At 71.5% G+C, this 22,831-nt stretch carries 19 protein-coding genes; 10 read left to right on the top strand and 9 right to left on the bottom strand.

Going from position 1 to position 22,831, the window contains the following annotated elements; genetic code table 11:
- The first annotated feature begins 20 nt into the window (after positions 1 to 20).
- The gene (locus ABH937_RS18175) at positions 21 to 920 is read left to right on the top strand and encodes an AraC family transcriptional regulator (protein WP_280690122.1); all 900 of its coding nucleotides are present in this window, start codon (positions 21 to 23) and stop codon (positions 918 to 920) included.
- A gap of 68 nt (positions 921 to 988) precedes the next feature.
- Here the strand turns inward: ABH937_RS18175 and ABH937_RS18170 are convergent, their stop codons facing one another.
- Positions 989 to 1,447 carry a MarR family winged helix-turn-helix transcriptional regulator gene (locus ABH937_RS18170; RefSeq protein ID WP_280690123.1) on the bottom strand — a complete coding sequence of 153 codons (459 nt, stop codon included), beginning with the start codon at positions 1,445 to 1,447 and terminating at the stop codon, positions 989 to 991.
- Between the two features lie 110 nt (positions 1,448 to 1,557).
- Here ABH937_RS18170 and ABH937_RS18165 point away from each other — a divergent pair, with 110 nt between their 5' ends.
- The 5 genes from ABH937_RS18165 (at position 1,558) to ABH937_RS18145 (ending at position 7,492) form a co-directional block, all read left to right on the top strand.
- On the top strand, positions 1,558 to 2,814 hold the full coding sequence (locus tag ABH937_RS18165) for an alpha/beta hydrolase (RefSeq protein ID WP_280690124.1): 1,257 nt from the start codon (positions 1,558 to 1,560) through the stop codon (positions 2,812 to 2,814).
- A gap of 76 nt (positions 2,815 to 2,890) precedes the next feature.
- Complete coding sequence (locus tag ABH937_RS18160) at positions 2,891 to 3,598, top strand: VOC family protein (protein WP_370218812.1); 708 nt, start codon at positions 2,891 to 2,893, stop codon at positions 3,596 to 3,598.
- A gap of 162 nt (positions 3,599 to 3,760) precedes the next feature.
- A complete protein-coding gene (locus ABH937_RS18155) occupies positions 3,761 to 4,360 on the top strand; it encodes a TetR/AcrR family transcriptional regulator (RefSeq protein WP_370218811.1) in 600 nt (199 codons plus the stop codon).
- 68 nt (positions 4,361 to 4,428) lie between these two features.
- Entirely contained in the window at positions 4,429 to 5,154 is a 726-nt protein-coding gene (locus tag ABH937_RS18150; RefSeq protein ID WP_370218810.1) for a VC0807 family protein, read from the top strand.
- A gap of 250 nt (positions 5,155 to 5,404) precedes the next feature.
- Complete coding sequence (locus ABH937_RS18145; RefSeq protein ID WP_370218809.1) at positions 5,405 to 7,492, top strand: alpha-galactosidase; 2,088 nt, start codon at positions 5,405 to 5,407, stop codon at positions 7,490 to 7,492.
- Positions 7,493 to 7,587: 95 nt separating this feature from the next.
- On the opposite strand, the gene ABH937_RS18140 is transcribed toward ABH937_RS18145, so the two are convergent.
- Positions 7,588 to 8,562 (bottom strand): serine protein kinase RIO, encoded by a 975-nt coding sequence (locus ABH937_RS18140; RefSeq protein WP_280690129.1) that lies wholly within the window; start codon positions 8,560 to 8,562, stop codon positions 7,588 to 7,590.
- A 227-nt stretch (positions 8,563 to 8,789) separates the two neighbouring features.
- Entirely contained in the window at positions 8,790 to 10,013 is a 1,224-nt protein-coding gene (locus ABH937_RS18135; RefSeq protein ID WP_370218808.1) for an arylsulfotransferase family protein, read from the bottom strand.
- Positions 10,014 to 10,493: 480 nt separating this feature from the next.
- Here ABH937_RS18135 and ABH937_RS18130 point away from each other — a divergent pair, with 480 nt between their 5' ends.
- The 3 genes from ABH937_RS18130 (at position 10,494) to ABH937_RS18120 (ending at position 12,539) form a co-directional block, all read left to right on the top strand.
- Complete coding sequence (locus ABH937_RS18130; protein ID WP_370218807.1) at positions 10,494 to 11,261, top strand: SDR family NAD(P)-dependent oxidoreductase; 768 nt, start codon at positions 10,494 to 10,496, stop codon at positions 11,259 to 11,261.
- 115 nt (positions 11,262 to 11,376) lie between these two features.
- A complete protein-coding gene (locus ABH937_RS18125; protein WP_370218806.1) occupies positions 11,377 to 12,060 on the top strand; it encodes a hypothetical protein in 684 nt (227 codons plus the stop codon).
- A 101-nt stretch (positions 12,061 to 12,161) separates the two neighbouring features.
- Entirely contained in the window at positions 12,162 to 12,539 is a 378-nt protein-coding gene (locus tag ABH937_RS18120) for a hypothetical protein (RefSeq protein ID WP_280690133.1), read from the top strand.
- Between the two features lie 58 nt (positions 12,540 to 12,597).
- On the opposite strand, the gene ABH937_RS18115 is transcribed toward ABH937_RS18120, so the two are convergent.
- From ABH937_RS18115 to ABH937_RS18090, 6 genes are all read right to left on the bottom strand, one after another.
- Positions 12,598 to 13,245: a lysophospholipid acyltransferase family protein gene (locus ABH937_RS18115; protein ID WP_370218832.1), complete on the bottom strand. Its 648-nt coding sequence runs from the start codon at positions 13,243 to 13,245 to the stop codon at positions 12,598 to 12,600.
- 101 nt (positions 13,246 to 13,346) lie between these two features.
- Positions 13,347 to 13,988 carry a hypothetical protein gene (locus tag ABH937_RS18110; RefSeq protein WP_370218805.1) on the bottom strand — a complete coding sequence of 214 codons (642 nt, stop codon included), beginning with the start codon at positions 13,986 to 13,988 and terminating at the stop codon, positions 13,347 to 13,349.
- Positions 13,989 to 14,148: 160 nt separating this feature from the next.
- Positions 14,149 to 14,892: a hypothetical protein gene (locus ABH937_RS18105; RefSeq protein WP_370218804.1), complete on the bottom strand. Its 744-nt coding sequence runs from the start codon at positions 14,890 to 14,892 to the stop codon at positions 14,149 to 14,151.
- Positions 14,889 to 19,169, bottom strand: coding sequence for an NEW3 domain-containing protein (locus ABH937_RS18100; RefSeq protein ID WP_370218803.1), 4,281 nt, complete (start codon positions 19,167 to 19,169; stop codon positions 14,889 to 14,891). The genes ABH937_RS18105 and ABH937_RS18100 overlap by 4 nt, the downstream gene beginning before the upstream one ends.
- 83 nt (positions 19,170 to 19,252) lie before the next feature.
- Positions 19,253 to 20,164 (bottom strand): glycosyl hydrolase family 18 protein, encoded by a 912-nt coding sequence (locus tag ABH937_RS18095; RefSeq protein ID WP_370218802.1) that lies wholly within the window; start codon positions 20,162 to 20,164, stop codon positions 19,253 to 19,255.
- Positions 20,165 to 20,299: 135 nt separating this feature from the next.
- Complete coding sequence (locus ABH937_RS18090; RefSeq protein WP_370218801.1) at positions 20,300 to 21,319, bottom strand: LacI family DNA-binding transcriptional regulator; 1,020 nt, start codon at positions 21,317 to 21,319, stop codon at positions 20,300 to 20,302.
- A 177-nt stretch (positions 21,320 to 21,496) separates the two neighbouring features.
- On the opposite strand from ABH937_RS18090, the gene ABH937_RS18085 reads away from it, so the two are divergent.
- Positions 21,497 to 22,807 (top strand): ABC transporter substrate-binding protein, encoded by a 1,311-nt coding sequence (locus ABH937_RS18085; protein WP_370218800.1) that lies wholly within the window; start codon positions 21,497 to 21,499, stop codon positions 22,805 to 22,807.
- Positions 22,808 to 22,831 lie beyond the last annotated feature (24 nt).

The following is a 22,831-nucleotide window of genomic DNA, read 5'->3' as shown; positions in this document are numbered from 1 at the left end:
CCGAATGCTTGGCTCAGGACATGGACCCCCTCAACGAGCTTCAGATGCTGATCGTGCGGCACGCCGGCGCCGGCGGACAGCAGAAGAAGCAGATCCTGGACGGCGTTTCCATCACCTGCGTAGACGAAGCGACGCTCCCGGTCGCCGTGATGTCGGAGCCGTCCCTTGCGATCATCGGTCAGGGCGTCAAGCGCACGGTGCTGAACGGCACGCCATACGACTACCGTGCCGGCCAGTATCTCGTCGTGTCCGTCGACCTCCCGGTGACCGGCCAGGCCCTCAAGGCCAGCTCGGACGAGCCGTTCGTCTGTTTCAGCATGGCGCTGAAACCAACGGCGATCGCGCCGTTGCTGCTTGAGATGACCAACAGCGCGAAACCGCCCGCCTTCACCGGCCTCGCAGTCAGCGCGGCGACCCCTGAGCTGCTCGATCCGATCGTTCGACTGCTTCGCCTCGTCGACCGCCCCGACGACCTCCGCGTGCTCGCACCCGGATTCGAGAGGGAGATCCTCTGGCGTCTCATCACCGGCGATCAGGGCGCCCTCGTCCGTCAGATCGGTCTCGCCGACGGCAGCCTCGCGCACATCTCCCGCACGATCCGCTGGATCCGTCAGCACTACAACGAGCCCCTGCTCATCGCGGACCTCGCCGACCTGTCCGGCATGAGCGCCTCGTCCTTCCACCGCCACTTCCGCTCCGCGACATCGATGACGCCGATCCAGTTCCAGAAGCAGATTCGCCTCCAGGAGGCGCGCGCCCTCCTCATGACCCGACCGGCGGACGTCGCAGAAATCGGCTATCTCGTCGGCTACGAGAGCCCGTCCCAGTTCAGTCGCGAATACCGCAAGACGTTCGGGACGCCCCCGGGCCGAGACAGTGCGCGACTCAGGGGTCGCGTTTCGAATTCCTTCGGGGGTTGAGCGTGTGGTCGGGCCCGCAGCTGGGAACGCCACGGCACAGCTGTTCCAAGGAGGTTCACCCGCCCCCGTCACAGCTCGTCGTAGATGTCCGCCAGCCGCCCCAGCACATCGCTCGCCGCCGCCAACTCCGCCACCCCGTGGTGCGCCAGCGCCCCCTGTAGCGCCGTGGCCAGGGCCGTCTGCCGCTCCTCATGCCGGCGGCGGCCGGTCTCGGTCAGGCTGACCAGGACCGAGCGCTTGTCCTCCGGCGGGCGCTCGCGCGTCACGTACCCGGCCGCGACGAGCCCGTTGACCAGCTGAGTGGCGGCGGCGCCCGTGGTCTCGGTGCCGGCGGCGAGTTGACTGATCGTCAGCGGGCCCTGGTCGGCGAGGACCCGCAGGGCGCGGGCGTGGGTGAGGGAGAGTGCGCCGACGGTGCGGGTGGCCCGGCCGCGCAGGCGGGAGTCGGCGGCGCTGAGACGGTAGGCGGCGCGGGCGAGCTGGTCGAGGGCCTGCTCCCGGGCGGAGCTCGGTGCGGGTTCGGTCATGGCGAGGACTCCCAGGTCGACAGGTGCCGTTTGACAAGGAATCTAGCTTGAGTACTTAATAGCTAAGTACTTACTCACTAAGTACTTAGGCAACCAGGAAGGACCACCCCATGACCATCCGTTCGACCGGCCAGAGCTGGGCCCTGGACATCGCACTCGCCCAGGGCGGCTTCGACGCCCTGCACCCCCAGGCCAAGGGCACCCTGGAGCAGCTGGGCCACGACCACACCGACTTCGACAAGGTCTTCGACCTGGTGCAGAGCGGCGTGATGCTGCCCAAGGCGTGGGCCACCGTGGCCGGACAGGCCGAGGAGCGCGCCGCCCACCACGAGCGCGGCGGCTTCGCGCAGACCGCCGCCGACCTGTACGTGCGGGCCTCCGTGATGTGGGGCCGCGCCCAGTACTCGATCTTCGACGCCACCGACCCCCGCAAGCTCGCCTTCCGCGAGCACGCCAACCACTGCGTGGAGCGGCTGGGCGCGCTGCGCGAGGGCCGGGTGCGCCGGGTCGTCCTCGACTTCGAGGGCCAGCAGATCTTCGCCCTGCTGCACCTGCCGGCCGGCCAGGTCGGCAACGCCCCCGCGGTGATCCTCGGCCCCGGGATGGACATGATCAAGGAGGACTACATCTACGCGGCCGAGCGCTACTACACCTCGCGCGGCATCGTGGCCCTGTCCATCGAGGGCCCGGGCCAGGGCGAGAGCCGGGCGAACGGGCTCACCGTCGACCTCACCAACTACGAGCGCGCGATCAGCCGTTACATCGACCACCTGGCCTCGCTGCCGGAGGTCGACGCGGAGCGGATCGGCATGTTCGGCATCTCGATGAGCGGCTACTGGGGCTCGCGCGCCGCCGCCACCGACCCCCGCCTGGCCGCGTTGGCCGCCTTCGAGGCCGTCACCGGCGACTTCACCACCATCTTCGAGCGCGCCCAACCCACCTTCAAGAACAACTACATGTTCATGGCCGGCTACACCGACGAGGACGCCTTCGACCGCGAGCTGGTCGCCCGCATGCCGCTGGGCGACCTGGTCCAGGAGATCACCTGCCCGGTCCTCTACGGCATCGGCGAGTTCGACGAACTCACCGTGCTGGAGCAGGCCATGGCCAACTACGAGCGAGTCCGCGCCCCCAAGGAGATGCGCGTCTACGAGAACGAGTTCCACCCGCTGGGCGGCGCCGCCGCCGAGGTCTTCCGGTTCGGCGCCGAGTGGGTCGAGCGCGCCCTGAACGGCGAGCTCGCCGAGCCGGGCCGCGACGTGCGCCACTACGTCCACAGCGACGGCCGCACCACCGACGGCACCGCCAACCCCACCTGGTGGCTGGGCACCGAGCCCACCCAGATCACCGACGCCCGCCGGGCATGAGGCACCCAACTCCCGTGCGTGGACCGGGTCAGCCTCCGCCGGAGCGACTGTCGGCGCCGTTCGCTACGGTGAGCGGATGACCGAACTTGAACAGAGCATCGAGCGCATCACCCCGCGCCAGTTCCAGCTGACCCCCGGCGTCGAGGACTGGCGCGTGCTGGGCGACGGGGCGTGCGCGTACTTCCGCACCGGTTCGTTCGCGGCCGGCGCCCGGCTGGTGCAGGCGATCAGCGAGCTGGCCGGGCTGGCGGAGCGTCACCCCGACGTCGACCTGCGGTTCGAGGGCGTGACCGTGCGGCTGGTCACCTGCACGCCCGAGCACTACGGACTCGGCGCCCGGGAGGTCGAGCTGGCCCGCCAGATCTCGGCGGCGGCGCGCGAGTTGGGGCTGGCCGCCGACCCGTCGGCGCTGCAGTGCGTCCAGGTGACCGTCGACGCGCTGGTCCTCGAGGACGTGGTGCCGTTCTGGCGCGCCCTGCTCGGCTACGAGTTCCGCGGCAGCAGCCCCGAGGACCTGGTCGACCCGCGGTGGCGCAACGGGCCGTGGTACTTCCAGCAGATGGACGAGCCGCGCCCGCAGCGCAACCGGCTCCACGTCGACGTCTGGCTGCCGCAGGACCAGGCCGAGGCACGGATCGCGGCCGCCATCGCCGCCGGTGGCCGCCTGGTCTCCGCCGAGTCCGCGCCGTCCTTCTGGGTGCTCGCCGACCCCGAGGGCAACGAGGCGTGCGTGGGCACCTGCGGCTGGACCGGGCCCGAGCCCGCCGGGTTCGCCGAGGCGTAGCCGCCCAACTGAAGACCAGTCAGCCCGGATCGCCGCCGATCCGGGCTGAGTCGTCTTCCGCCGATCACGGCTCTCCAAGGCCTTGCTTGCTCGAGCAGGTCCGCCTACAGTTTTGCTCAGGCAAGCAAGAAACAGCTTGAGCAAGCTAGGAGCGGGGCAGAGATGGGCCGAACCTTCACCGAGTCCGCGCGGCGGGCCCAGATCGTGCAGGGTGCGATCGAGGCGCTCGCGGAGGTGGGGTACGCGAAGACCTCGTTCGCCAAGATCGCGAAGCAGGCGGGGCTGAGCAGCACCGGGATGATCTCGTACCACTTCGCGGGCAAGGACGACCTGATGCGCGAGGTCGCCGGCGAGGTGATGCGGGTGTCGCAGGCCTACATGCTGCCCCGGATCGAGCAGGCCGAGGGATTTCGCGGCCGGCTGCGGGCGTACATCGAGTCCAACATCGAACTGCTCGCCGTCTACCCCAAGCACCTGGCAGCCCTGCTGGAGGTGCTGCCCAACATGCGCGGGGACGACCCGTCCTGGGCCGGGTACCACCAGTCGCTGCGCTCGGTGATGGACGTCCTGCAGCAGCGGATGGCACAGGCGCAGGCGCTCGGCGAGTTCCGCGAGTTCGACACCTGGGTGATGATCACCGCGGTGCGCGGCGCCATCGACGCCGTGGTGACCCGCTGGCACACCGAACCGGATCTCGATGTGGCCCGGCTGGCAACCGAGTTGGCGGACCTCTTCGACCGGGCGACCCGGCGGGAGCCGTGATGGACGACACCGACCCGGCGCCCGGGGCGACAGCACACACCGATCAATCAGCAGGGGGAGAGACAGTCATGGGGAACCTCGTCGAGCACCCGGCACCGACGGCCGCGGCAGCACCTACGACCGCGACAACGACGACGGCCGCGCAGGCGCCCGACACCGCCTGGGTCAAGGCCCGGGCCGCCGCCGGCCGCCGGCAGCTGATCCAGTCGCTGGCCCTCGAACTGGCGCTACCGCTTGGCGGTTACTACCTGCTGGCCGGCCTGGGCATGAGCCAGTGGGCGGCCCTGGTGATCAGTGGTCTGCTGGTGGCGCCCTGGCTGGTGTACGGGATGGTCAGGCGCGGCCGGGTCGAGGTGATGCCGGTCTTCACCCTGGTGCTGCTCACGGCCGGCGCGCTGATGTCGCTGGTCACCGGCAGCCCGCGGGTGCTGCTGATCCGGGACAGCTGGTTCTTCGGGGTGATCGGCCTCTGGGTACTGGGCACCCTGGCGACCCGGCGGCCGTTCATGCTCACCGCCGCACGCTCCATCGTCGCCGCGAAGATCGGTGAGGCGGGCGCCCAGGCGTGGCTGGACCGCTGGGACACCGAGCCGACGTTCCGGCACCAGATCCGACTGCTCACGGCGGTCTGGGGCGCCGGCTTCCTGCTGGACGCCGGGATCCGGGTGCTGTTCGCCTGCACCCTGCCGATCGGGGCGGTGCCGCTGGTCAACTCGCTGCAGTGGCTGGTGGTCCTGGGCGGGCTGTTCGGCTTCCACTTCTGGTACGTCACCCGCAACGGGCTGAAGGTCTGACAGATCGGGCACTCACTCACCCACCGCACGCAATCGATCACATGTCAACAAACTCACGCACGAGGACTGTTGACATGTCGTATGTGCAATTACACTCCCACGGACGGCAGCAGTAGCCTCCCCAGCTCGTCACCGCTGCCGCCACGGTGGGCCCGCGCCTCGGCATCCGCCGAGGCGCTTGTGCTTTTCTGTTCGCTCCCCCGCGTCCCCCGCCTCCCCCACTTCCACGCGCCCTTCTGGAGCCGCACCCATGCGCGTAAGACCACGACGCACCACCCGCCTGCCCAGCCTGCTGCTGACGCTGGCCCTCGCCACCCCCGGCCTCGGCGCCCTGGCCCTCACCACCGCACCCCCGGCCGCCGCGCTCGGCAACGGCAATGCCCTCACGCCGCCGATGGGCTGGAACGCCTGGAACAGCCTGGGCACCGGCGTCAACGAGCAGTCGGTGCTCGACACCATCGACTTCATGTCGGCCAACGGCCTGGTGCCGGCCGGCTACAACACCGTCACCATCGACGACGGCTGGTCGCTCTCCCACCGCAGCAACCAGAGCACCGACCTGGTGAAGAACTCCTACGGCGCCATGCAGTTGTACGACAACAACGGCAACCCCGTGCTCGGCACCGACGGCACCGGCAACGACCCGACCTCGGGCGACCTGGTCCCCGACCCGAACAACTTCCCCAGCCAGACCGTCAACGGGCAGACGATGAACGGGATCCAGTACGTCGCCTGGTACGCGCACAGCAAGGGCATGAAGTTCGGCCTGTACGCCACCGACACCTACACCACCTGCCAGGGCCACCCCGGGAGCCTGGGCCACGAGAGCACCGACGCCACCGACTTCGTCTCCTGGGGCGTCGACTACGTCAAGTACGACGACTGTCCCTACGGCCCGCCGATCACCGGTCCGGACGGCCACAACTACGGCACCCAGGGCGAGGGCAAGGAACTCACCGAGTCCATGTACGCCCGGGTGCAGACCTTCCAGAAGGCGCTGGACTCGGCCTCAGCCGCCCAGGGCAGGCCGAAGGTCACCCTGAGCGTCTCCGCGCAGCCCGTCCACTCCGGCCTGCCCTACCTGCTGAACGCCAACGACCCGGCGCGCACCGACCCGGTCATCCTGGCCGCCGGCACCCCGCAGTACGACGCCCCCGGCTACTCGCCCACCGGTGTCTGGTGCGGACAGGTCGCCAACCTCTGCCGGATCGGCGGCGACCGCGACAGCGAGCTGAACGGCGTGCTCTACCAGGGCCAGTTGCAGACCGCGCTGCAGTACCCGGGCAACGTCCGTCCGGGCAGCTGGAACGACATGGACATGATGTTCACCGGCTGGAACGACGTCTACGGCGACTACGGCGTCGACGACACCTGCACCTGCCACAAGCCGTTCACCGACGACGAGTCGCGCACCGAGACCTCGATCCTCTCGATGATGGCGGCCCCGCTGATCTCCGGCGCCGATCTGCGCACCGCCGCGCAGTCCCAGCACACCGACCAGAGCGGCAACACCTGGTCCACCGGCATCAACGCCGACTCGCTGGCGATCCTGAAGAACCCCGGCATGATCGCCATCGACCAGGACAGCCTCGCCAAGCCCGCCACCCTGGTCGGCAGCCCGCCCACCTCCTCGACCGCCCCGGTCGTCCTGAAGCGCCAACTGGCCAACGGCGACACCGCCGTGCTGCTGGTCAACCAGGATCCGAACAACAGCCAGACCGTCTCCACCAGCCTCAGCGCGCTCGGCCTGACCGGCGCCGGCTACTCCTACCAGGAGCTGTGGACCGGCGCCACCGGCGACTTCACCAGCACCATCGGCAACGTCCTCGCCCCGCACGCCGTCGCGTACTACCGTCTGACCCCGCTGCCGACCACCGCCCCCGCCGCGATCGTCGGTGACGGCAAGTACCACGCGATCAGCCCCGCCGGCACCGGCGGCCAGGCCCTGGAGGTCGCCGGCACCTGCAGCTCCGCCGTGGGCGGCAACGCCGACATCAACACCTGGTGGAGCACCCACACCTCCGAGCAGTGGACCTTCACCACCAACCCCGACGGCACGGTTCGGATCAGCGACAACTGCGCCACCGGCACCCAGGTCCACACCGTCCTCGCCGCCGGCACCGGCGCGGGCAACAGCGCCTACCTGCTCAACTACTCCCCCGGCAACCCCTGGCAGGAATGGCGGGCGCAGCAGAACACCAGCACCGGCGCGCTGACCATCACCAACGTCGGCAACGGGCTGACCCTGGACACCTCCGGCACCACGGCCGGCGCCACCGTGGTGACCAACTCCCCCAACGCCAGCGCCGCCGGGCAGGCGTGGACCACGCTCTCCTGACCGGCCGAGCGGCTCACCGCAGGACCTGCGGCGCCCGGCCGGTCGCCGGGCGCCACAGGTCCATGGGACTACTGATCAAGGACGTTGACACGACGTCAGTCGAGCCGCGCCTCGAACGCCAACTCCCGTGCCAGCTCGTCGACCCGGTGCTCCGCCAGCCCCCGGGAGACGAACCAGGCACCCACGTTGCGCACGTCGCGCTCCAGGAAGGAGCGGCCGCGCGGGTTGGCGATGACGTCGACGATCTGCGGGACGTCGATGATCACCAGGCGGCCCTGGTGCACCAGGATGTTGTAGGCGGACAGGTCGCCGTGCGCGTAGCCGTCCCGGGCGAGCACCGCCAGGCTGGCGCCGAGCTGGTCCCAGAGATCGTCCACGTCGCTCTCCTCGGCACGTAGTTGGGCCAGGCGCGGGGCGGCGGCGCCGGTCGGGTCACCGATGAACTCCATCAGGATCTCGGTGCCGAGGATCTGCACGGGGTAGGGCACGGCCACGCCCGCCGACCAGAGCCGGGAGAGCGCGGTGAACTCGGCGGCGGCCCACTGACCGGCGATGGCCTGCTTGCCGAAGTCGGACCGCTTGGCCATCGCACGGCTGACCCGGGACTCCTTGTGGGCGCGGCCCTCCAGGTAGCCGGAGTCCCGGTGGAACATCCGGTGCTGGCCGTCGCGGTACCGCTTGGCGGCCATCAGGGTGCGGCGTCCGGTCTCCGGCACGGCGCGCTCCAGCAGGAAGACGTCGGCCTCCTTGCCGGTCTTGACGATGCCGAACTCGGTGTCGACGGCCGCCAGTTCGGTCACCACCCAGTCGGGGCGCGGCTCGGGCCCCTTCTCGGTCGGGGTGGACTGGTCCCAGGTGGACCAGCGGTCGCCCGTCGGCGGGCCGTCGGGGGCGTGGGAGTCGGTGGGGTGGTCCTGCTGATCGTCCTGGTCGTCCGGGGCGCCCTGGTAGGCCTCGAAGTACGGCTCGTAGGCCTCGAAGTCATGGTCCGGATTGCGGCGGCCGGCGCCCTTGCCGCCCTTGGAACGGATGCGGGTGAAGGACTCTTGATCGGCGAAGCTGTCACGCACTGCGGTGATCTCCTGCGGATGGGCCCACCGGAGGGTGCGTCAGCGCACGTGTCGTCAGCCGGTAGGCAGGTGGTGAGAGGGGGCGTAGGGCGCGCAGGCGAAAGCGCGCCGCGTCACGGCGGCAGTCATCGAAAGGCACCTCCCCTCTCACCTGTTGCAGGAACGCCAGAATGCTATCGGCTGCCGGTCGGCGCGCAACTGATTTATCGGCCGGGCGAGGGCCGGGACTACGTCCAGGCGAACCGGTACGCCCGATAGGTGTTCACGCCCGCGGGGAACTCGGCATTGAGGACCAGCTCACCGGACCGGTCGAACTCCGAGACGTAGGGCAGCGATCCCCAGCCGACCACCAGGCCACCGTCGCGCAGCGGCTGCGCGTTGCCCTGCGAGGAGGCGCTGAGCCCCGCCGGCTGGTCGACGGAGCGGACCAGAGTCGCCTGGTGCGTACGGAAGTCGAGGCGCACGGTGACCACTCGGCTGTACGGCAGCTCGCTGGTCGCTCCGGTCCCGGTGTTCGCCACGCCCGCGGACTCGTTGTCGAAGAGGGTGTAGAGCCCGTTTCCCAACGGCTGCGGGTCGTGCTGCCAGGAGAAGAGCTGCCCGGCACTGTTCAGCACCTGGCCGGGCGCCGCCGCGGCCTTGAACGAGCTGTCCTTGCCGCCGAGTTGCCAGCGGATCTGCCCGGTGTGCCGCGAAACCTCGTACGTGGTCCAGGTGTTGCGCGCGTCGATCAGCAGGTTCCCGTTGCCGTCCAGCTTGACGGCGTTGAGGTGGAACCAGTCCCACGGCGTGCTCGCCGAGGCCGGCAGCGGCTGCTCGCTCTCTGCGTACGGCACGTGATCAGCGCTGTTCCACTGGAACAGCACCTTTCCGGTGCGGATGTCGACCTCCTGCACGATCCCGTCGATCACCCTCTGGTCGGCCGGGCCGCCGATGGCGGTGAGGTCGGCGGTGGCCTCGGCGTAGGAGATGACCAGCGCCGTGTTCTGCGGGGTGATCAGGAACTCGTGGCCGTCGGCGGCGTAGCCGTTCCCGGGCTTGACCTCGCCGATCTTCTGGTAGCGGTCGTTGTAGATGACGTCGACGCCGTCCGAGAGCCCGCCGAGGCCGCTGCCCTGCCACCAGGTCAGCACCGGCTTGCCGTGGTACGTCTGCTTGCGGAAGTCGGCGGCCGACTGGCCGGCGGGCAGCGGGTGCGACCAGAGGACGTTCTTGCCGTTCGGGCTCAGGATCTCCACGCCGCTGGCGTACCGGCTCGACTGGGAGGTGGGTGCGAGGAAGAGATCGCCGCCGGTGTCGGTGGTCCGGTCGGTCAGCACGGTCAGCGGCGGCAACGGGAGCGGCAGGCCGGCCGTCGGCGCCGCGAAGGCGCCGGTCGTGGCGAGGGTGCCGACGATCGCCGTGGTCGCGGCCAGGGCGAGGGCACGGCGGGTCAGGGTGTTCGTTCGCATGGTGATCCTTCTGGCAGCCCGAACGGGCAGAGGGCGGAAGATGGCCGGAGGCACGCACAACTCATCGCCAGCCATGGCGAGTTGCGGATGCTGGAAGCCTGCTGGCAGGCAAGCGGAGGTCGCGACGCGCAGCGCTGCCGGCGGATGACGTCAGCCGGTCAGGCGCAGCGGGACTGTCGCGAGGTGAGGACGCTCAGCAGGAGCGACAGGCAGCGGAACAGACCCGAAGCAGGTCGATGTGACCTCGGGTCGTCAGGAAGATGGACTGCTGCCGCATGCCGGGGAAGCTAGCCGCACCGCCTACCGAGCGTCAATGCCCGTCCGCATGATGGGCCGCGTGCCGAGCCGCGAGCACGCGGTCCACACCGCTGCGCGAGCGGGTGTCTGGGGTGCACGCGTGACCACCAGTGTCGGCGCCTCGTTCAGGTCGGTGTGCGGCGGGGTGGTTCTCGGACGGAATCGGCGAAGGGAGCAGACGACATGACGGAGCCTCTGGTGGATCTGGCGGGCAGGTCCTGCCTGGTGACCGGTGCGGCGAGCGGGATCGGGCGGGCGACGGTCGAGCTGCTGGTGCGGCTCGGGGCCCGGGTGGTGGCTGCCGATATCAACGCGGACGGGCTGTTCCGACTGACCGATCGCTTGCTCGGCCAGGGAGAAGTCGCCGCTGTGGTCGGCGATGTGACGGTTCCTCAGGACGTTCAGCGGATGGTGGAGGAGGCCGTCAGGCGTTACGGACAGCTGGACGTCGCGGTGGCCAACGCCGGGGTGCTACCGCTCTCCGACGTGCTGGAGACCAGCCCCGAGGAGTGGGACAGGGTGATGGCGGTCGACGGCAAGGGCATGTTCCTGACCTGCAAGTACGCGATCGAGGCGATGCTGCCGCACGGCGGGGCGATCGTCTGCGTCTCGTCCGTCTCCGGTCTGGCCGGCCAGGCTCGCCAAGCCGCCTACGGTCCGGCCAAGTTCGTCGCCTCCGGGTTGACGATGCACCTGGCGGTCGAGTGGGCGCACCGCGGCATCCGGGTCAACGCGGTGGCGCCGGGCACCATCACCACCGAGCGGGTCCAGGCGCTCCAGAACGAACCCGGTGGACCGGAGTACCTCGACGAGATGGCCCGGGCGCACCCCATCGGGCGACTCGGGGAGCCGGCGGAGGTGGCCAGGGCGATCGCGTTCCTGGCCTCGGACGCCGCCTCGTTCATCACCGGCACGGTACTCCCGGTGGACGGCGGATACCTGGCGCGCTGAGTCCTGCGGATCGCCCACGCCGGCGGCTCGGGCTGCGCCGGTTCGAGCAGGCCTCGCACGGCTGATCCGGACCCCGCCCTTCCGCGTGCCGCCCGCGTTCGCCAGACTGACGGCCGTGTCTCAGAAAAACGTAGCCTGGCCCCCGCACGTGGTGCGGCGGCTCGCCCGGATAGCCGCGCTCGCTCCCCTGCTGATGGTGGGGATCGGGGTGCTCGGCACCAGCCCGGACTGGTTCATCGCGGCACTGTTCCTCGGCGTGCTGACCGTGGTCCTCGCGATCGCGGTACTGATGGCGAACGCGACGAAGGGGTGGGTGTTCTTCGCCGGGCTGCTCATCGGTCTGGCCGTCACGTTCGGCTCCGGGCTGGTCTTCCAGGCCTGGCTGATGCAGAGCCACGGGGAACGCACCGAGGTGCTGATCACCTCGGTGTACCACACCAGGGGCAAGACCGGCCCGATCTACCACTGCAAGCTGAAGCGCACCGACGGCAAGCCGCTGGCCCACGCCGAGATCATCGGCATGGGCTGCAACGGCACACAGGACGCGGGCACCACCGAGGACCTGCTGGTGGACCCGAGCGGCTGGCTGGACCCGCAGCCCGTCGACACCGACTTCAGCTCCCTCCCCGTCGGCATCGCGAGCGTCGGCGTCGCGATCGGCCTCTGGGAGCTGACCGTCTGGCAGACCCGCCGGGTCGGCCTGCGCGAGGCCGCGGCGAACCCGAAGGCGCCCGGCGGGCCGAGCGGGGCCAGGCCGAGCGCCGACAATCGGAGCAAGAAGAAGCGCAAGCGCCGCTAGGGCCGCGTCTTGTCGACCGGCTCCGTCCCGTCCCGCCTCGGCCCCGTCCCGCCTCCAGCCCCGTCCCGAACCCTGGTTCCGATCTTCAGGAGACCCCCGCCGTGACCGGCACCTACTACATCATGCCCGACCAGGAGAGCGGCGCCGCCTGGACGTTCGGCCCGGAGCAGCTCAGCCGGACCGTCGCCGGTCACTGGCCCGGCTCGAGGGTGTCCGGTCCGGCCGGTGAGGTCGACGTCCACGACCTCACCGTCCGGGTGGCAGGGGAGGAGGTCGCGCTCGACTACTGGCCGGCCGAGCAGTTCTTCGCCTTCCGCGACCAGGACCCGCTGGAACTGCCCTTCCGCATCGCCTACACCATCCTGCTCGAACTCGCGGCCGGCAGCCGGGTCATCTGGGTGGCCGACTTCGACGCCACGCCCCACCCCGTCGAGCTGTCCCAGGGGCTGGCCCACGCACTGTCGCGCTCCCCAGGGTGACCAGCAGGCCGGGCTCCTGGACCAGCGAGCCGGGCTTCTGAATGACGGTGGCGCACCTTCACTGCCGCAGCAGCCGATCCGCCGCCTCCTGCCAGGCCCCCGTCACCGCCTCGCGCAGCACCGCGCCGCTCTCGGGGATGCCGCCCACCGCCCGCACGGGGGCGCCCAGGTGGACGTGGTAGCCGGGGCGGCGCAGCGGGGCGGTGAGCACGCCCGCGAGTTGCTTGGTGGCGCTGCCGGAGCTGAGCCGGCGGGCGCCCGCCTGGCCGAGCGGGACCACGGGGGCGCCGGTGGCGATGGCTAGCCGGGCCAGGCCGCTGCGGAAGGTGCCGGGGGCCGCCTCCCCGGAGTCGCGGCGGCGGGGCAGGCCGCCCTCGCCGTAGATCAGCACGCAGCGGCCGTCGGCGAGTGCGGCGGTGGCACCGTCCAGCGCCTGGGCCGCGTGCTCGGTGCCGCGGTGGACGGGGATGTGTCCCTCGCGGGTGAGCGCGCGGCCCAGGCCCGGTATCCGCCAGAGGCCGGCGGTGGCCAGCACGACCGGGCGGGCGCCGAGCCGGTGGAGGGCGGCCAGCACGATCGCCGGGTCGGCGAGCGAGGTGTGGTTGGCGGCGATGATGCTGCCGGGGGCGGGTTCGGCGCCGGTCTCCGAGCTGATGGTCAGCGCGCCGAAGAGGGGGACGAGGGTGGTGGCGAGGCGGCTGAGCATGGCACGGTCCTTCTGGCCTGGTGGTGGCAGGTGGGCGATGCTCGCCATCCTGCCGGATCCCGGGGCGCAGGGCCTGAGTAGCCGTACTCAACCGCCGCCGATCAGCTGACCGTTGTCGTGCTGAGCGTCTGGGCCGTGGCCGGGTAGCAGGTGGTGGGCACGTTGACGGTGAAGAACGCGACCGGGACGGTGGCGTCGAAGGTCAGGCCCGGGTCGGCGTAACTGGTGCCGGCCACCGAGGTCGTGATGGTGCTGCCGGAGGCTCCGGCCTGCAGGGTCAGGCTGAGCGCGGGCAGCGTGAAGGTGCTGCCGCCCGCCACCGAGGCGTTCACGGTGATCACCAGGTTGGAGCCGCTGACGGCGACGCTCCCGCTGCCGTCCGGGATGCCGGACCCGCCGGCCAGCGACTCGCCGACCAACGTGGCACCCGCGGGCACCGGGATGGTCAGCTGGATGTTGCTGATCGACTGGATGCTGTAACCGCTGACCGTGGTGGGGACGGTGAGCGCGTCGGGCGCCAGGGTGACGGTGAACTGGCTGCCCGCCGCCACGCTGGACGGCGCCGTGGCGTTGACGCCGGCACCCAGGCTGAAGGTCTGCGCGGAGCCGATCGGCGGTGTCGCCTGGCAGGCGAACGCGACCGGGTTGTCGGCGGCCGAGGCGATGGGGGCGAGCAGGCCGACGGCGGCCAGGCCGCCGGCGAGCGCGATCGAGGCGCGCGAGAGCACGGACTTGGTTCTCATGTGGGGGACTCCTGAGGCGTCGACGGGATTGCGATGACCCTGCCAAGCGACTTCAGGATGGGCGCCACTGAGGACCGCAACAAGGTTGCGGCCCTCAGTGGTTGGGCTGATTTCCGGCCAACTTCTGGGCCGGGCGGACCTCTCAGCAGTCTCGGTGGCCTCAGTGGCGATGGTGGTTGTCCGGCTGCGCCGGGTCGCCCGGGTGCTCCAGGCCCGGGACCAGAGTCAGGCGCTCGGCTCGAGCCCGGTCGAGCCAGCGGACGAAGGCGATGCGCTGCGCACAGGCGCGCAGCCGGCCCGCGACGTCGGCGCTGCCGACATCGCGCTCCGGCGTGACCTCGCCGGTCAGCGCCGCCGTCCAGCCGCCGACCGTCACCGGCTCGCCGGGCGGCGCCGCGCGCAGGGCGGCGGCCAGGGCGGCCGGGAGGGTGGCCGGGTCGGCCTCGAACTCACCGTCCGGGCTGGAGAGTTGCCAGCGGACGGCGGCGGCGCCGGCGGGCCCGGCCGCCGAGGCGACAGCAGCCCGGTAGGCGGCGCGTTCGTCCTCGCCGGCCTCGACCCCGTCGGTCACCGCCGCGAACACGGCGCGGACGGCCGCACTGCCCTCGAAGGCGGCTGCCGCGATCGAACCGAGCTCGACCGCCGCCCGCTGATCGAGGTTGACCAACGGCGCGGTGGCGCAGTCCAGTCGGCGCGCCGTCGCCTCCGCCCGGCACAACTCCTCGGTCAGCAGCACCTGGGCGACCCACCGGGTCAGCTGGCGGTCCTCGGCGCTGCCTGCAGCGGGCAGTGCCGAGGACCGCGGACCGCCGCGCAACGCGGCCAGCCTGCGGTCGAGTTCGGTGCGCGGCAGCGGGCGACCGTCCAGATAGCCGAGCAGGGCGGGAGCGGCGTCGGTGCTCACGGGGCCACCACCAGCTCGACGGTGGGCGCGTACTGGCAGCGCCCGAACCACATCACCTTGCAGACCGCCCAGTACGCGCCCGGGTCGGTGTCCAGGGGCGGCGCGACCTCGAAGCCGACGGCGCGCCGCTCCCCCGGGGCCAGCGCGAAGCCGCGCACCGGGGCGCCGAGGGCCGGCCAGCTGCCCCAGGGCGACACGGCCTGCAACTCGCCGCGGATCTCACCGCGGGTGCGGTTGGTCAGCACCACCTCCAGCAGGCCGCGGCCGCCGGGCGCCACTCGCACCGACTCCGCGCCGACCTCGACCGACAGGCCGGTGTCCCGCCCGGTCGCCGCCTTGGTGCCCTGGGCCTGTCCCCAGCCGTCGGGCAACTGTCCGGGGGCCGGCAGCAGGTCGGGCAGCTCGCCGACCGCGACGGTGGTCACGTCCTCGATCTGCTGCCCGCCGTACTCGGTGCGGACGGCGACGAAGTACAGTCCTGACAATGCGTCAGCAGGCGGCGTCACGGTGGCCGAAAAGCGCACCTGCCCGGCGGGGTCGAGCCGGTAGGGGCGGCGGCGCGGGCTCACCTGCCAGCCGTCCGGGGCGATCAGCTCGACGGTGCCCTCGACCGCCGCGTCCCGCAGCTGCGAGGCGAGGACGACGGAGAGTTCGAGCGCCGCGCCCTCGCCCTCCCCCTCGTCTGCGCCCCCGCCCGCGCCCGTACTCCCGCCCCCGTGCGCCGTCAGCAGTCCCGGGCTGACGCCGACCGAGACGGGCAGGTAGCCCAGCGGCGCCGGGCCGCGGTTGTGCAACCAGTAGCGGGCGTGCACGGGTTGGGCGAGTTCGGCGACCGGGCCGAGCGGGCGGCCACCCGAGGAGGCCGAAGCGCCGGGTCGCGCGGTCAGCGTGAGCACCTGAGCTCCCGTCAGGTCGAGCCGCTCCAGCGGTTCCTGCGGCCGCTCCAGCAGATCCGCCCGGTGCACGCCGTCCAGCGTCAGCGCCCCGCTCAGCCGCGCCGTGCGCCCGAGCCCGGTGGACTCGACCAGCCGCAGGGTGACCCCGGCGGCCGGGTCCAGCTCGGCCGCCGACCCGGCGGCGATCGGGTTCCCGGTCGGCTTGAGCGCGCTCAGCCGCACCTCGCGCGCCGGGTCCACCCGCAGCCAGCAGTGGGTGGCCGGCAGCGGTCCGCCGTGCGCGGGCGCCAGCCGGGTGAGCAGCGGGTGGTTGAACTCCTGCCCCTGCGCGGGCAGCGTCAGGGCCCGCCAGTCACCCTCGCCGGAGACCAGGGCGTAGTGGAAGTCGTGTGTCCAGTGCTGGAGTTGGAAGGAGGAGCCGTCCACCGCGGTGCGCCGCGGCGGGTCGATCCAGACGCCGGAGGGCCACCCGGTGCAGGAGCGCAGCAGTGAGAGGTGCAGCGCGCCGGTGGGGTCGACGGCGAAGCCGGGCAGGCCGTAGGTGAGCAGCGCGGCGGTGTGGTCGGTGAGGCGTTCGGCGGCGGGGAGTTGACCGGGGCAGCTGGCGCCGATCAAGGCGTCGCCCAGGTCCTCGGCCAGCGCGGCCGGGTCGGCGACCACCAGGGCCGGCAGCGCGCGCAGGTCGCGCAGGTCGGCGCCCGGCTGCCAGACCTCGGTCAGCGCTTTCCCGGCCGGCACCCAGACCCGCCCGTGCGCCGCCAGCACCGCCGCGTACTCGCCGCCGGCCCGCTCCAGCAGCTCCCGGGCGGCCGCGTTGCGCTCGGGGCCGCCGACCACGATCCGGAAGTCCGGCAGGTTGGAGTCCACGTCGAGCCAGCCGTACCGGGACCGGTCGGCGCTCGCGGTGGTCGCGGTGACGCCGGCCCGGGCCAGTGCCACCACCAGCTCGCGGGCCTCGGCGGCGGCCTCCTCGGCGGGGACCACCACCTCGGCGACACCCAGGGCGCGCTCGCCGAGCGGGAGCCCTGCCGGGTCGGTGAGCGTGATCCGGGCGGTGGCGCTCAGGCCGAACCAGGTGTTGGCCGGGTTGTCCAGGGTCCACGGCGCCTCGGCCACGTCCACCTCGGGCAGCGCGAAGCCGCGGCCGACCACGGCCTCGGCCACCTCGCTGACCGGCAGCGTGCCGGGCAGGTCGAGCGGGAAGCGCAGCCGCAGCAGCCGGTCGGCGGCGCGGTGGTCGAGCACCCGGGTACGGCAGTCGACCCGGTCGACGCCGTGCCAGAGCGTGACGCTCTGCTCGTAGCGCAGGCCGTCGACCGTGCCGGTGACCACCAACCGCTCGCCCAGCGGCCCGACTTCGCGCTGCACCGTACCGACGCTCTGCGCAGCGCCGATCACCGGCCCCTTGGGCAGCAGGTGCCAGGGGCCCTCGCCGAAGTCGGGATGCTGCGGGTACTCCTCGTACATCCGCAGCTCGTTGCCGACCTGGCTGGGCTGGATCAACTCCCGTCCGTGCAGCCGGTCGTGGACGCTGCTCAGCGCGCCGCCGCGCTGCGGGTCGGCGGTGACCCGGTACCGCTGATTCTCCGCCGTCAGGCCTTCGACCGGGCGCCACAGGGGATCTGATGCTCCGTCAAGGACGCGCCAGGTGCGCCAGCCCAGCGCGGGGACGCCGTCGGCGTGGAAGTACAGGGTGCCGCGGTCGACCGCGCAGGCGACCGGCGCGCCGGTGTCGTCCACCACCCGGGCGTCGGTGCGGCCCTGCGGCAGGCGCACCGAGACGGTGCCCGAGCGGTCGAAGGAGAGAGTGTTGGCCACCACCACGGCCACCGCCTCCGCCGACCCTACGGCCGACCCCACGGCCGGCCCCGCGCCGCCGGTGTCGATCTGCCCGACCAGCGCGTCCAGTGCGGTGTCCCGCACCTCGGCGGCCAGGTCGTGCGCCTCGCGCCAGCCGCCGAGCAGGTCGAGGTAGACCTGGTCGGACTCCGAGCCGGTGATCGCGTCGTGGTGAGCGCCGTAGGCGAGGTGGCGCCAGACCTTGTCGAGCGCCGCCTGCGGGTAGCGGCCCAGCCCCTGCAGCGCGGCCAGGGTGGCGAGCTTCTCGGCGTCCAACGCGGCTACCTCGCAGGCGCGTTGGGCCTGCTTGGTGTCGATGTAGGAAACGTCCTTGCCGGTGTAGACCGGATTCATGTCGCGGGTCTGCGGGCTCGGCCGGCGCCCGGTGGCGGCGAGTTCGGCCCGGACGGCGGTCAGGAAGTCGCGCGGGATCGCGCAGACGAAGCGCGGCCAGAGGTACTTGGCGGCCCAGGAGCGGTGGATCTCGGTGACCCACTTGTTCGGCGGGGTGTAGTCGGTGCCGACCGGCAGCAGCAGGTTCCGGGTCGCGCCGACCGGCTTCAGCTTGCGGTACAACTCGTACACGGCGGCCTCGGCGGCGGCCAGGTCGGCGGCGGAGTCCATCCACCAGCCGGCCGAGTAGTGGTGCGGCATGTAGTGGGTGAGCACGCCGTGGCCTGACGGCGCGAGCCACTCGAACTCGCTGGGGAACTGCATGACGGTGGCGTCGTCCTTGGCCGTCCTGAAGTTCTTCTGGATCGGGCCCCACTGGTGGAACGGACCGCGGGCCCAGGCGCTGCCGGTCAGTCCGGCGTCGGCCAGGTAGCCGGGGAACTGCGGGTCATGCCCGAAGACGTCCAGCTGCCAGGCGGTCTGCGGGTCGCCGCCCAGGATGTCGCGCTGGTAGCCGATGCCGAGCACCAGGTTGCGGATGGTGGTCTCGGCACCGGTCAGGTTGGTGTTCGGCTCGTTGTAGGTGCCGCCGACCAGCTCGACCTGGCCGCGCTCCAGCAACCGGCGCAGCTCCGCGCGGCGCTCCGGGTGCTGGTCGAAGTAGGGCTTGAGGTAGTCGACTTCTGCCAGCACGAACTTGTACACCGGGTCGCGCAGGGCGAGTTCGAGGTGCGCGTCGACCAGCGCGAAGCCGTTGCGCTCCCACAGCGGCCGGGTGGTGGCGTCACCGGCCAGCAGCTCCCAGGGGGAGGTGTAGGCGGCCTGGGTGTTCCACCAGACCGGGTCGTAGTGGAAGTGCGAGACCAGGAACATGGTCCAGCCGGGCTCGGCGACGGTGACCACCGCCTCGGCGACGGCCTCGCCGGCGGTGACGGTGACCGGGAGCTCGGTGCCCACGGCGGCGTCCGGCGCCAGCTCCAGCGGGACCTCGACCAGACCCGTGCCGGTCGCCTCGCCGCGCACGCCCGGTCCCCGCACGGTGATCGGGGTGGGCGGTCCGTCGACGGCCACCCGCAGCACCTGGCGGGGCGCCTCGGCGGTGCCGACGAACAGGTCGGTGCATTCGACGGCGGTGATGGTGACCGGCACGGGTCGATCCTCTCTGGGCGTCAGACGAACGGGCGAGCAGGCGGCCGGGCAGGCGAACAGGCGGGCGGACGGTCCGGCCCAGGTCAGCCCGTGGCCTGCTTGGCCGCGGCGTACCAGGAGGCCGGGCCGGTCCCGTTCACGGGCACGGCGTTGAAGTACTCCCAACCCGCGACCCCCGCGAAACCCGGGTATTCGCCGACCAGCGAGTGCAGCGTGCCGCCCAGCGTGGCGGGGTCGACGTAGCCGTCGCAGTTGGCGGCGTTGGTCACGGTGCCGGCCACCACCCGCGACGGGGCGAAGCCGTTGCGGACGACCGCGTCGTAGGCGGAGGTGTTGCTCAGGTCGCCCCAGCCGCAGTAGAACTGGGTGTTGTACCAGGAGATCCTGCTCCCCACGGCTTGCTCCAGCTGGCGGTAGTCGAAGCCGCCGGAGAAGCTGGAGCCGCCCGACAGGTCGGTGGCGACCGGCGCCAGGGTGATCACGAAGCCGCTGCCGAAGTCGGTGCGCAGCTGCTTGATCAGGTGCTCCGTGTCGGCGAGCGAGAAGCTCTCCTCGATGTCGAGGTCGACGCCGTTCAGGTGGTGGGCGCGCAGCGTGTCGCGCAGCTGCGGGTAGTAGGTGGTGAAGGCGTTGTGCAGGTCGGCGTAACTGCCCTGGGCGGCGCCGCCGAGCATCGCCTCGACCTTGGTGCCGGCCTTCTGGAGGGTGGCCAGCTCGCGCCACATCTGGGTGTACTTGGCGGCCGACGGCGGGTCGTCGTTGAGGGTGATGCCGCTGCCGGCGTTGAGGTGGAAGGCAGCCACCTCGATGTCGGTGGCGGTGTTCTTCAGCGGCAGCGGTGAGACGTACGCACCGTTGTCGTACTGGGTCTGGTAGTACGCGACCACATGGTGGGCGGGGGCGGTGTGCGCGTGCGCGCTGGCGGTGCCGGCCGACAGCGCGAGGGCGCCGGTGGCCAGCAGGGCCGTGCAGGCACGGGCGAGGCGACCCGTCATGGATACCTCCGGATGGGGGCGAATGGGCGGGTGGACACGGAAAGCGGCCGCTTCGCCCCGGACGCTAAATCGATTTAGCTTGCGCGTCAATGGTCCCATCATCTGACTGTCCGTCAGATACCCGCCGACGGCGGCCTACCCGCGCGGCACCGCCGTGCTCTCCCGGACCGTCAGGCGCGGCGTCGGCGTCTTGAGGTCGACCGCCGCGGCCGGGTCGTCCAGCACCGCGAGCAGCGTGCGGGCCACCTGCTCGCCGAGCGCGAAGGTGTCCCGGGAGAGCGCGGTGAGCGGCGGGTGGACGATCCGGGCCAGCAGCGAATCATCGAAGGAGACGATGGACAGCTCGCCGGGCACCGCCACCCCCATCTCGCCGGCCACCCCGAGGCCGGCCACCGCCATCACGTCGCTGTCGTAGATGATCGCGGTCGGCCGCTCCCGCCGGGCCAGCAGCGTCCGGGTGGCGGCGGCCCCCTGCGCGTCGCTGAAGTCCGTCGGCAAGGAGAGCGTCTCGCTCAGGCCGAGCCGCCTGGCCGCGTCCCGCAGCGCGCGGATCCGGCGCTGGGTGTGCTGGAAGGCCGGCAGTCCGGCCAGGTGGGCGATCCGGCGATGGCCGAGCGCCGCCAGGTACTCGACGATCGACAGCATCGCCTCCCGGTCGTCCGCCCAGACGCTGGGCAGGCTGCCGTGCCGCCCCGGCCCGCCCAGCACCACGGTCGGCGTGCCGAGTTCTTCGAGCACCTCGATCCGCGGGTCGCGCACCTGGAGGTCGACCAGGACGAAGCCGTCCACCCGGTGCTCCGAGACCCAGCGCCGGTAGATCTCGATCTCGGCGACGGTGTCCTCGACCACCAGCAGCTGCAGCGCGGTGGAGCGCGCCGAGAACTCCGCCTGCAGCCCCGAGAGCAGCTGCGCGAAGAACGGCTCCACCCCCACCGTACGCGCCGGGCGGGCCAGCACCAGCCCGACCGCGCCGACCCGGGACCCGCCCAGCGCCCGGGCCGCGCTGTGCGGGCGCCAGTTCATCTCCTCTGCCACCCGCAGGATCCGGCTGCGGGTCTGCTCGCTGACCCCGGGACGCCCGTTGAGCGCGAAGGACACCGCACCCTTGGACACCCCCGCCGCTCGGGCGATGTCGGCGATGGTCGGTCTGCCCACGTGTCGTGTTTCCTCTCTTGACACCGTTGCTGCGCCGGAGCATAGTCCACAAAAGCTACTGGACCGGTTTAGTAAACCGCTTCAGAACTTCCGCGGAACTCCCTCGATTCGCTCCCTCATCCCGTTCCCGCGCCCCGCCGACTCCCCCACCGGCCGGGCAGAACCCAGGAGAGCTCCATGCCAAGAGTCCGGGCAGGCTTCACCCCCGCGGCCGTCGCGGCCATCGCGGCGATCAGCACGGTGGCGCTCAGCGGCTGCGGCGTCGGCGGCACCAGCTCCGACGCGGCCAAGCAGAGCGTGGCCGCCGACGCCCCGCTCAAGGGCACCATCACCTTCCAGACCTGGTCGCTGAAGAACGACAAGTTCACGCCCTACTTCACCGGCCTGGTCCAGGACTTCGAGACCCGGCACCCGGGCACCACGATCAACTGGATCGACCAGCCGGGCGACGGCTACACCGACAAGGTGACCAGCCAGGTCACCAGCGGCAGCCTGCCCGACGTGGTCAACCTGCCGCCGGACATCGCCCATTCGGTCGCCAAGGTCGGCGGGCTGCTCGACCTGACCAAGAACGTGCCCACCCTCGCCCAGGACTACGTGCACAGCGGCGTGGCCGCCTACGGCTACGCCGACCTCGGCGCCGACAGCTACGGCCTGCCCTGGTACCTCGGGACCGACATCAGCCTCTGGAACAAGGCGATGCTCCAGCGCGACGGCCTCGATCCCGCCCACCTGCCGAAGACCTTCGACGACCTGCTCGCCCAGGCCAAGGTCATGCACGACCGGTCGGGCGGCAAGGACTACCTGATGAGCCGCCCGCCCGGACTCTCCGACATCGTCAATTCCGGTACCGCACTGATGACTTCGGACGGCAAGAAGTTCGCCTTCAACACCCCGGGCGCAGCCGCCATGCTGGACAAGTACACCGCCGCCTACGCGGCCGGCTACCTGCCCTCCGACGTGCTGACCAGCACCTACGAGGGCAACTCGGCGCTCTTCAACAAGCAGGAGGTCGCCTGGACCACCGGCGGCGGCAACTACATCCAGAGCACCCAGCAGACCAACCCCAGCCTGACCCCGCTGATCGTCCCCTCCCCCGCGCTGGACACCGCCCCGCTCTACGTCCAGGGCGTCTCGGTCGCCGCCAAGAGCAAGAACCTGCCGCTCGCGCTGGCCTTCGCCGAGTTCGTCACCGACGACACCAACCAGGTCAACTTCGTGAAGCTGGCCCCGGGTTACCTGCCCGGCAGCGCCGCGTCCGCGAACAACCCGGCGTACAGCAAGAGCGACGGCACCGCCCAGGGCGACGCCTCGGTCTTCGCGTACCAGGACATGCAGAAGGCGGTGAACTTCACCCCGCCGGTCTGGACCGACGCCATGAACACCGTGCTCAACCAGCAGATCGCGCTGGCGATGACCGGCAAGGAGTCGGCGAAGCAGGCGCTGGACAACGCCGTGAACCGGGCCGACCAGCTGCTGGACCAGTGAGCCACGCGGGTGCCGAAGGGAGGA

It is taken from the genome of Kitasatospora sp. GAS1066B, assembly GCF_041262605.1.
Classification (GTDB): domain Bacteria; phylum Actinomycetota; class Actinomycetes; order Streptomycetales; family Streptomycetaceae; genus Kitasatospora.
The sequence above is the reverse complement of the archived record's forward strand: the minus strand, read 5'-3'. Positions and strand labels throughout refer to the sequence as shown.

What these genes read in the sequence shown, in the direction of transcription:
- ABH937_RS18175 (WP_280690122.1), top strand. Translation starts at nt 21, where the DNA reads ATGGACCCCCTCAACGAGCTTCAGATGCTGATCGTGCGGCACGCCGGC.
- ABH937_RS18170 (WP_280690123.1), bottom strand. Translation starts at nt 1,447, where the DNA reads ATGACCGAACCCGCACCGAGCTCCGCCCGGGAGCAGGCCCTCGACCAG.
- ABH937_RS18165 (WP_280690124.1), top strand. Translation starts at nt 1,558, where the DNA reads ATGACCATCCGTTCGACCGGCCAGAGCTGGGCCCTGGACATCGCACTC.
- ABH937_RS18160 (WP_370218812.1), top strand. Translation starts at nt 2,891, where the DNA reads ATGACCGAACTTGAACAGAGCATCGAGCGCATCACCCCGCGCCAGTTC.
- ABH937_RS18155 (WP_370218811.1), top strand. Translation starts at nt 3,761, where the DNA reads ATGGGCCGAACCTTCACCGAGTCCGCGCGGCGGGCCCAGATCGTGCAG.
- ABH937_RS18150 (WP_370218810.1), top strand. Translation starts at nt 4,429, where the DNA reads ATGGGGAACCTCGTCGAGCACCCGGCACCGACGGCCGCGGCAGCACCT.
- ABH937_RS18145 (WP_370218809.1), top strand. Translation starts at nt 5,405, where the DNA reads ATGCGCGTAAGACCACGACGCACCACCCGCCTGCCCAGCCTGCTGCTG.
- ABH937_RS18135 (WP_370218808.1), bottom strand. Translation starts at nt 10,013, where the DNA reads ATGCGAACGAACACCCTGACCCGCCGTGCCCTCGCCCTGGCCGCGACC.
- ABH937_RS18130 (WP_370218807.1), top strand. Translation starts at nt 10,494, where the DNA reads ATGACGGAGCCTCTGGTGGATCTGGCGGGCAGGTCCTGCCTGGTGACC.
- ABH937_RS18115 (WP_370218832.1), bottom strand. Translation starts at nt 13,245, where the DNA reads ATGCTCAGCCGCCTCGCCACCACCCTCGTCCCCCTCTTCGGCGCGCTG.
- ABH937_RS18110 (WP_370218805.1), bottom strand. Translation starts at nt 13,988, where the DNA reads ATGAGAACCAAGTCCGTGCTCTCGCGCGCCTCGATCGCGCTCGCCGGC.
- ABH937_RS18095 (WP_370218802.1), bottom strand. Translation starts at nt 20,164, where the DNA reads ATGACGGGTCGCCTCGCCCGTGCCTGCACGGCCCTGCTGGCCACCGGC.
- ABH937_RS18085 (WP_370218800.1), top strand. Translation starts at nt 21,497, where the DNA reads ATGCCAAGAGTCCGGGCAGGCTTCACCCCCGCGGCCGTCGCGGCCATC.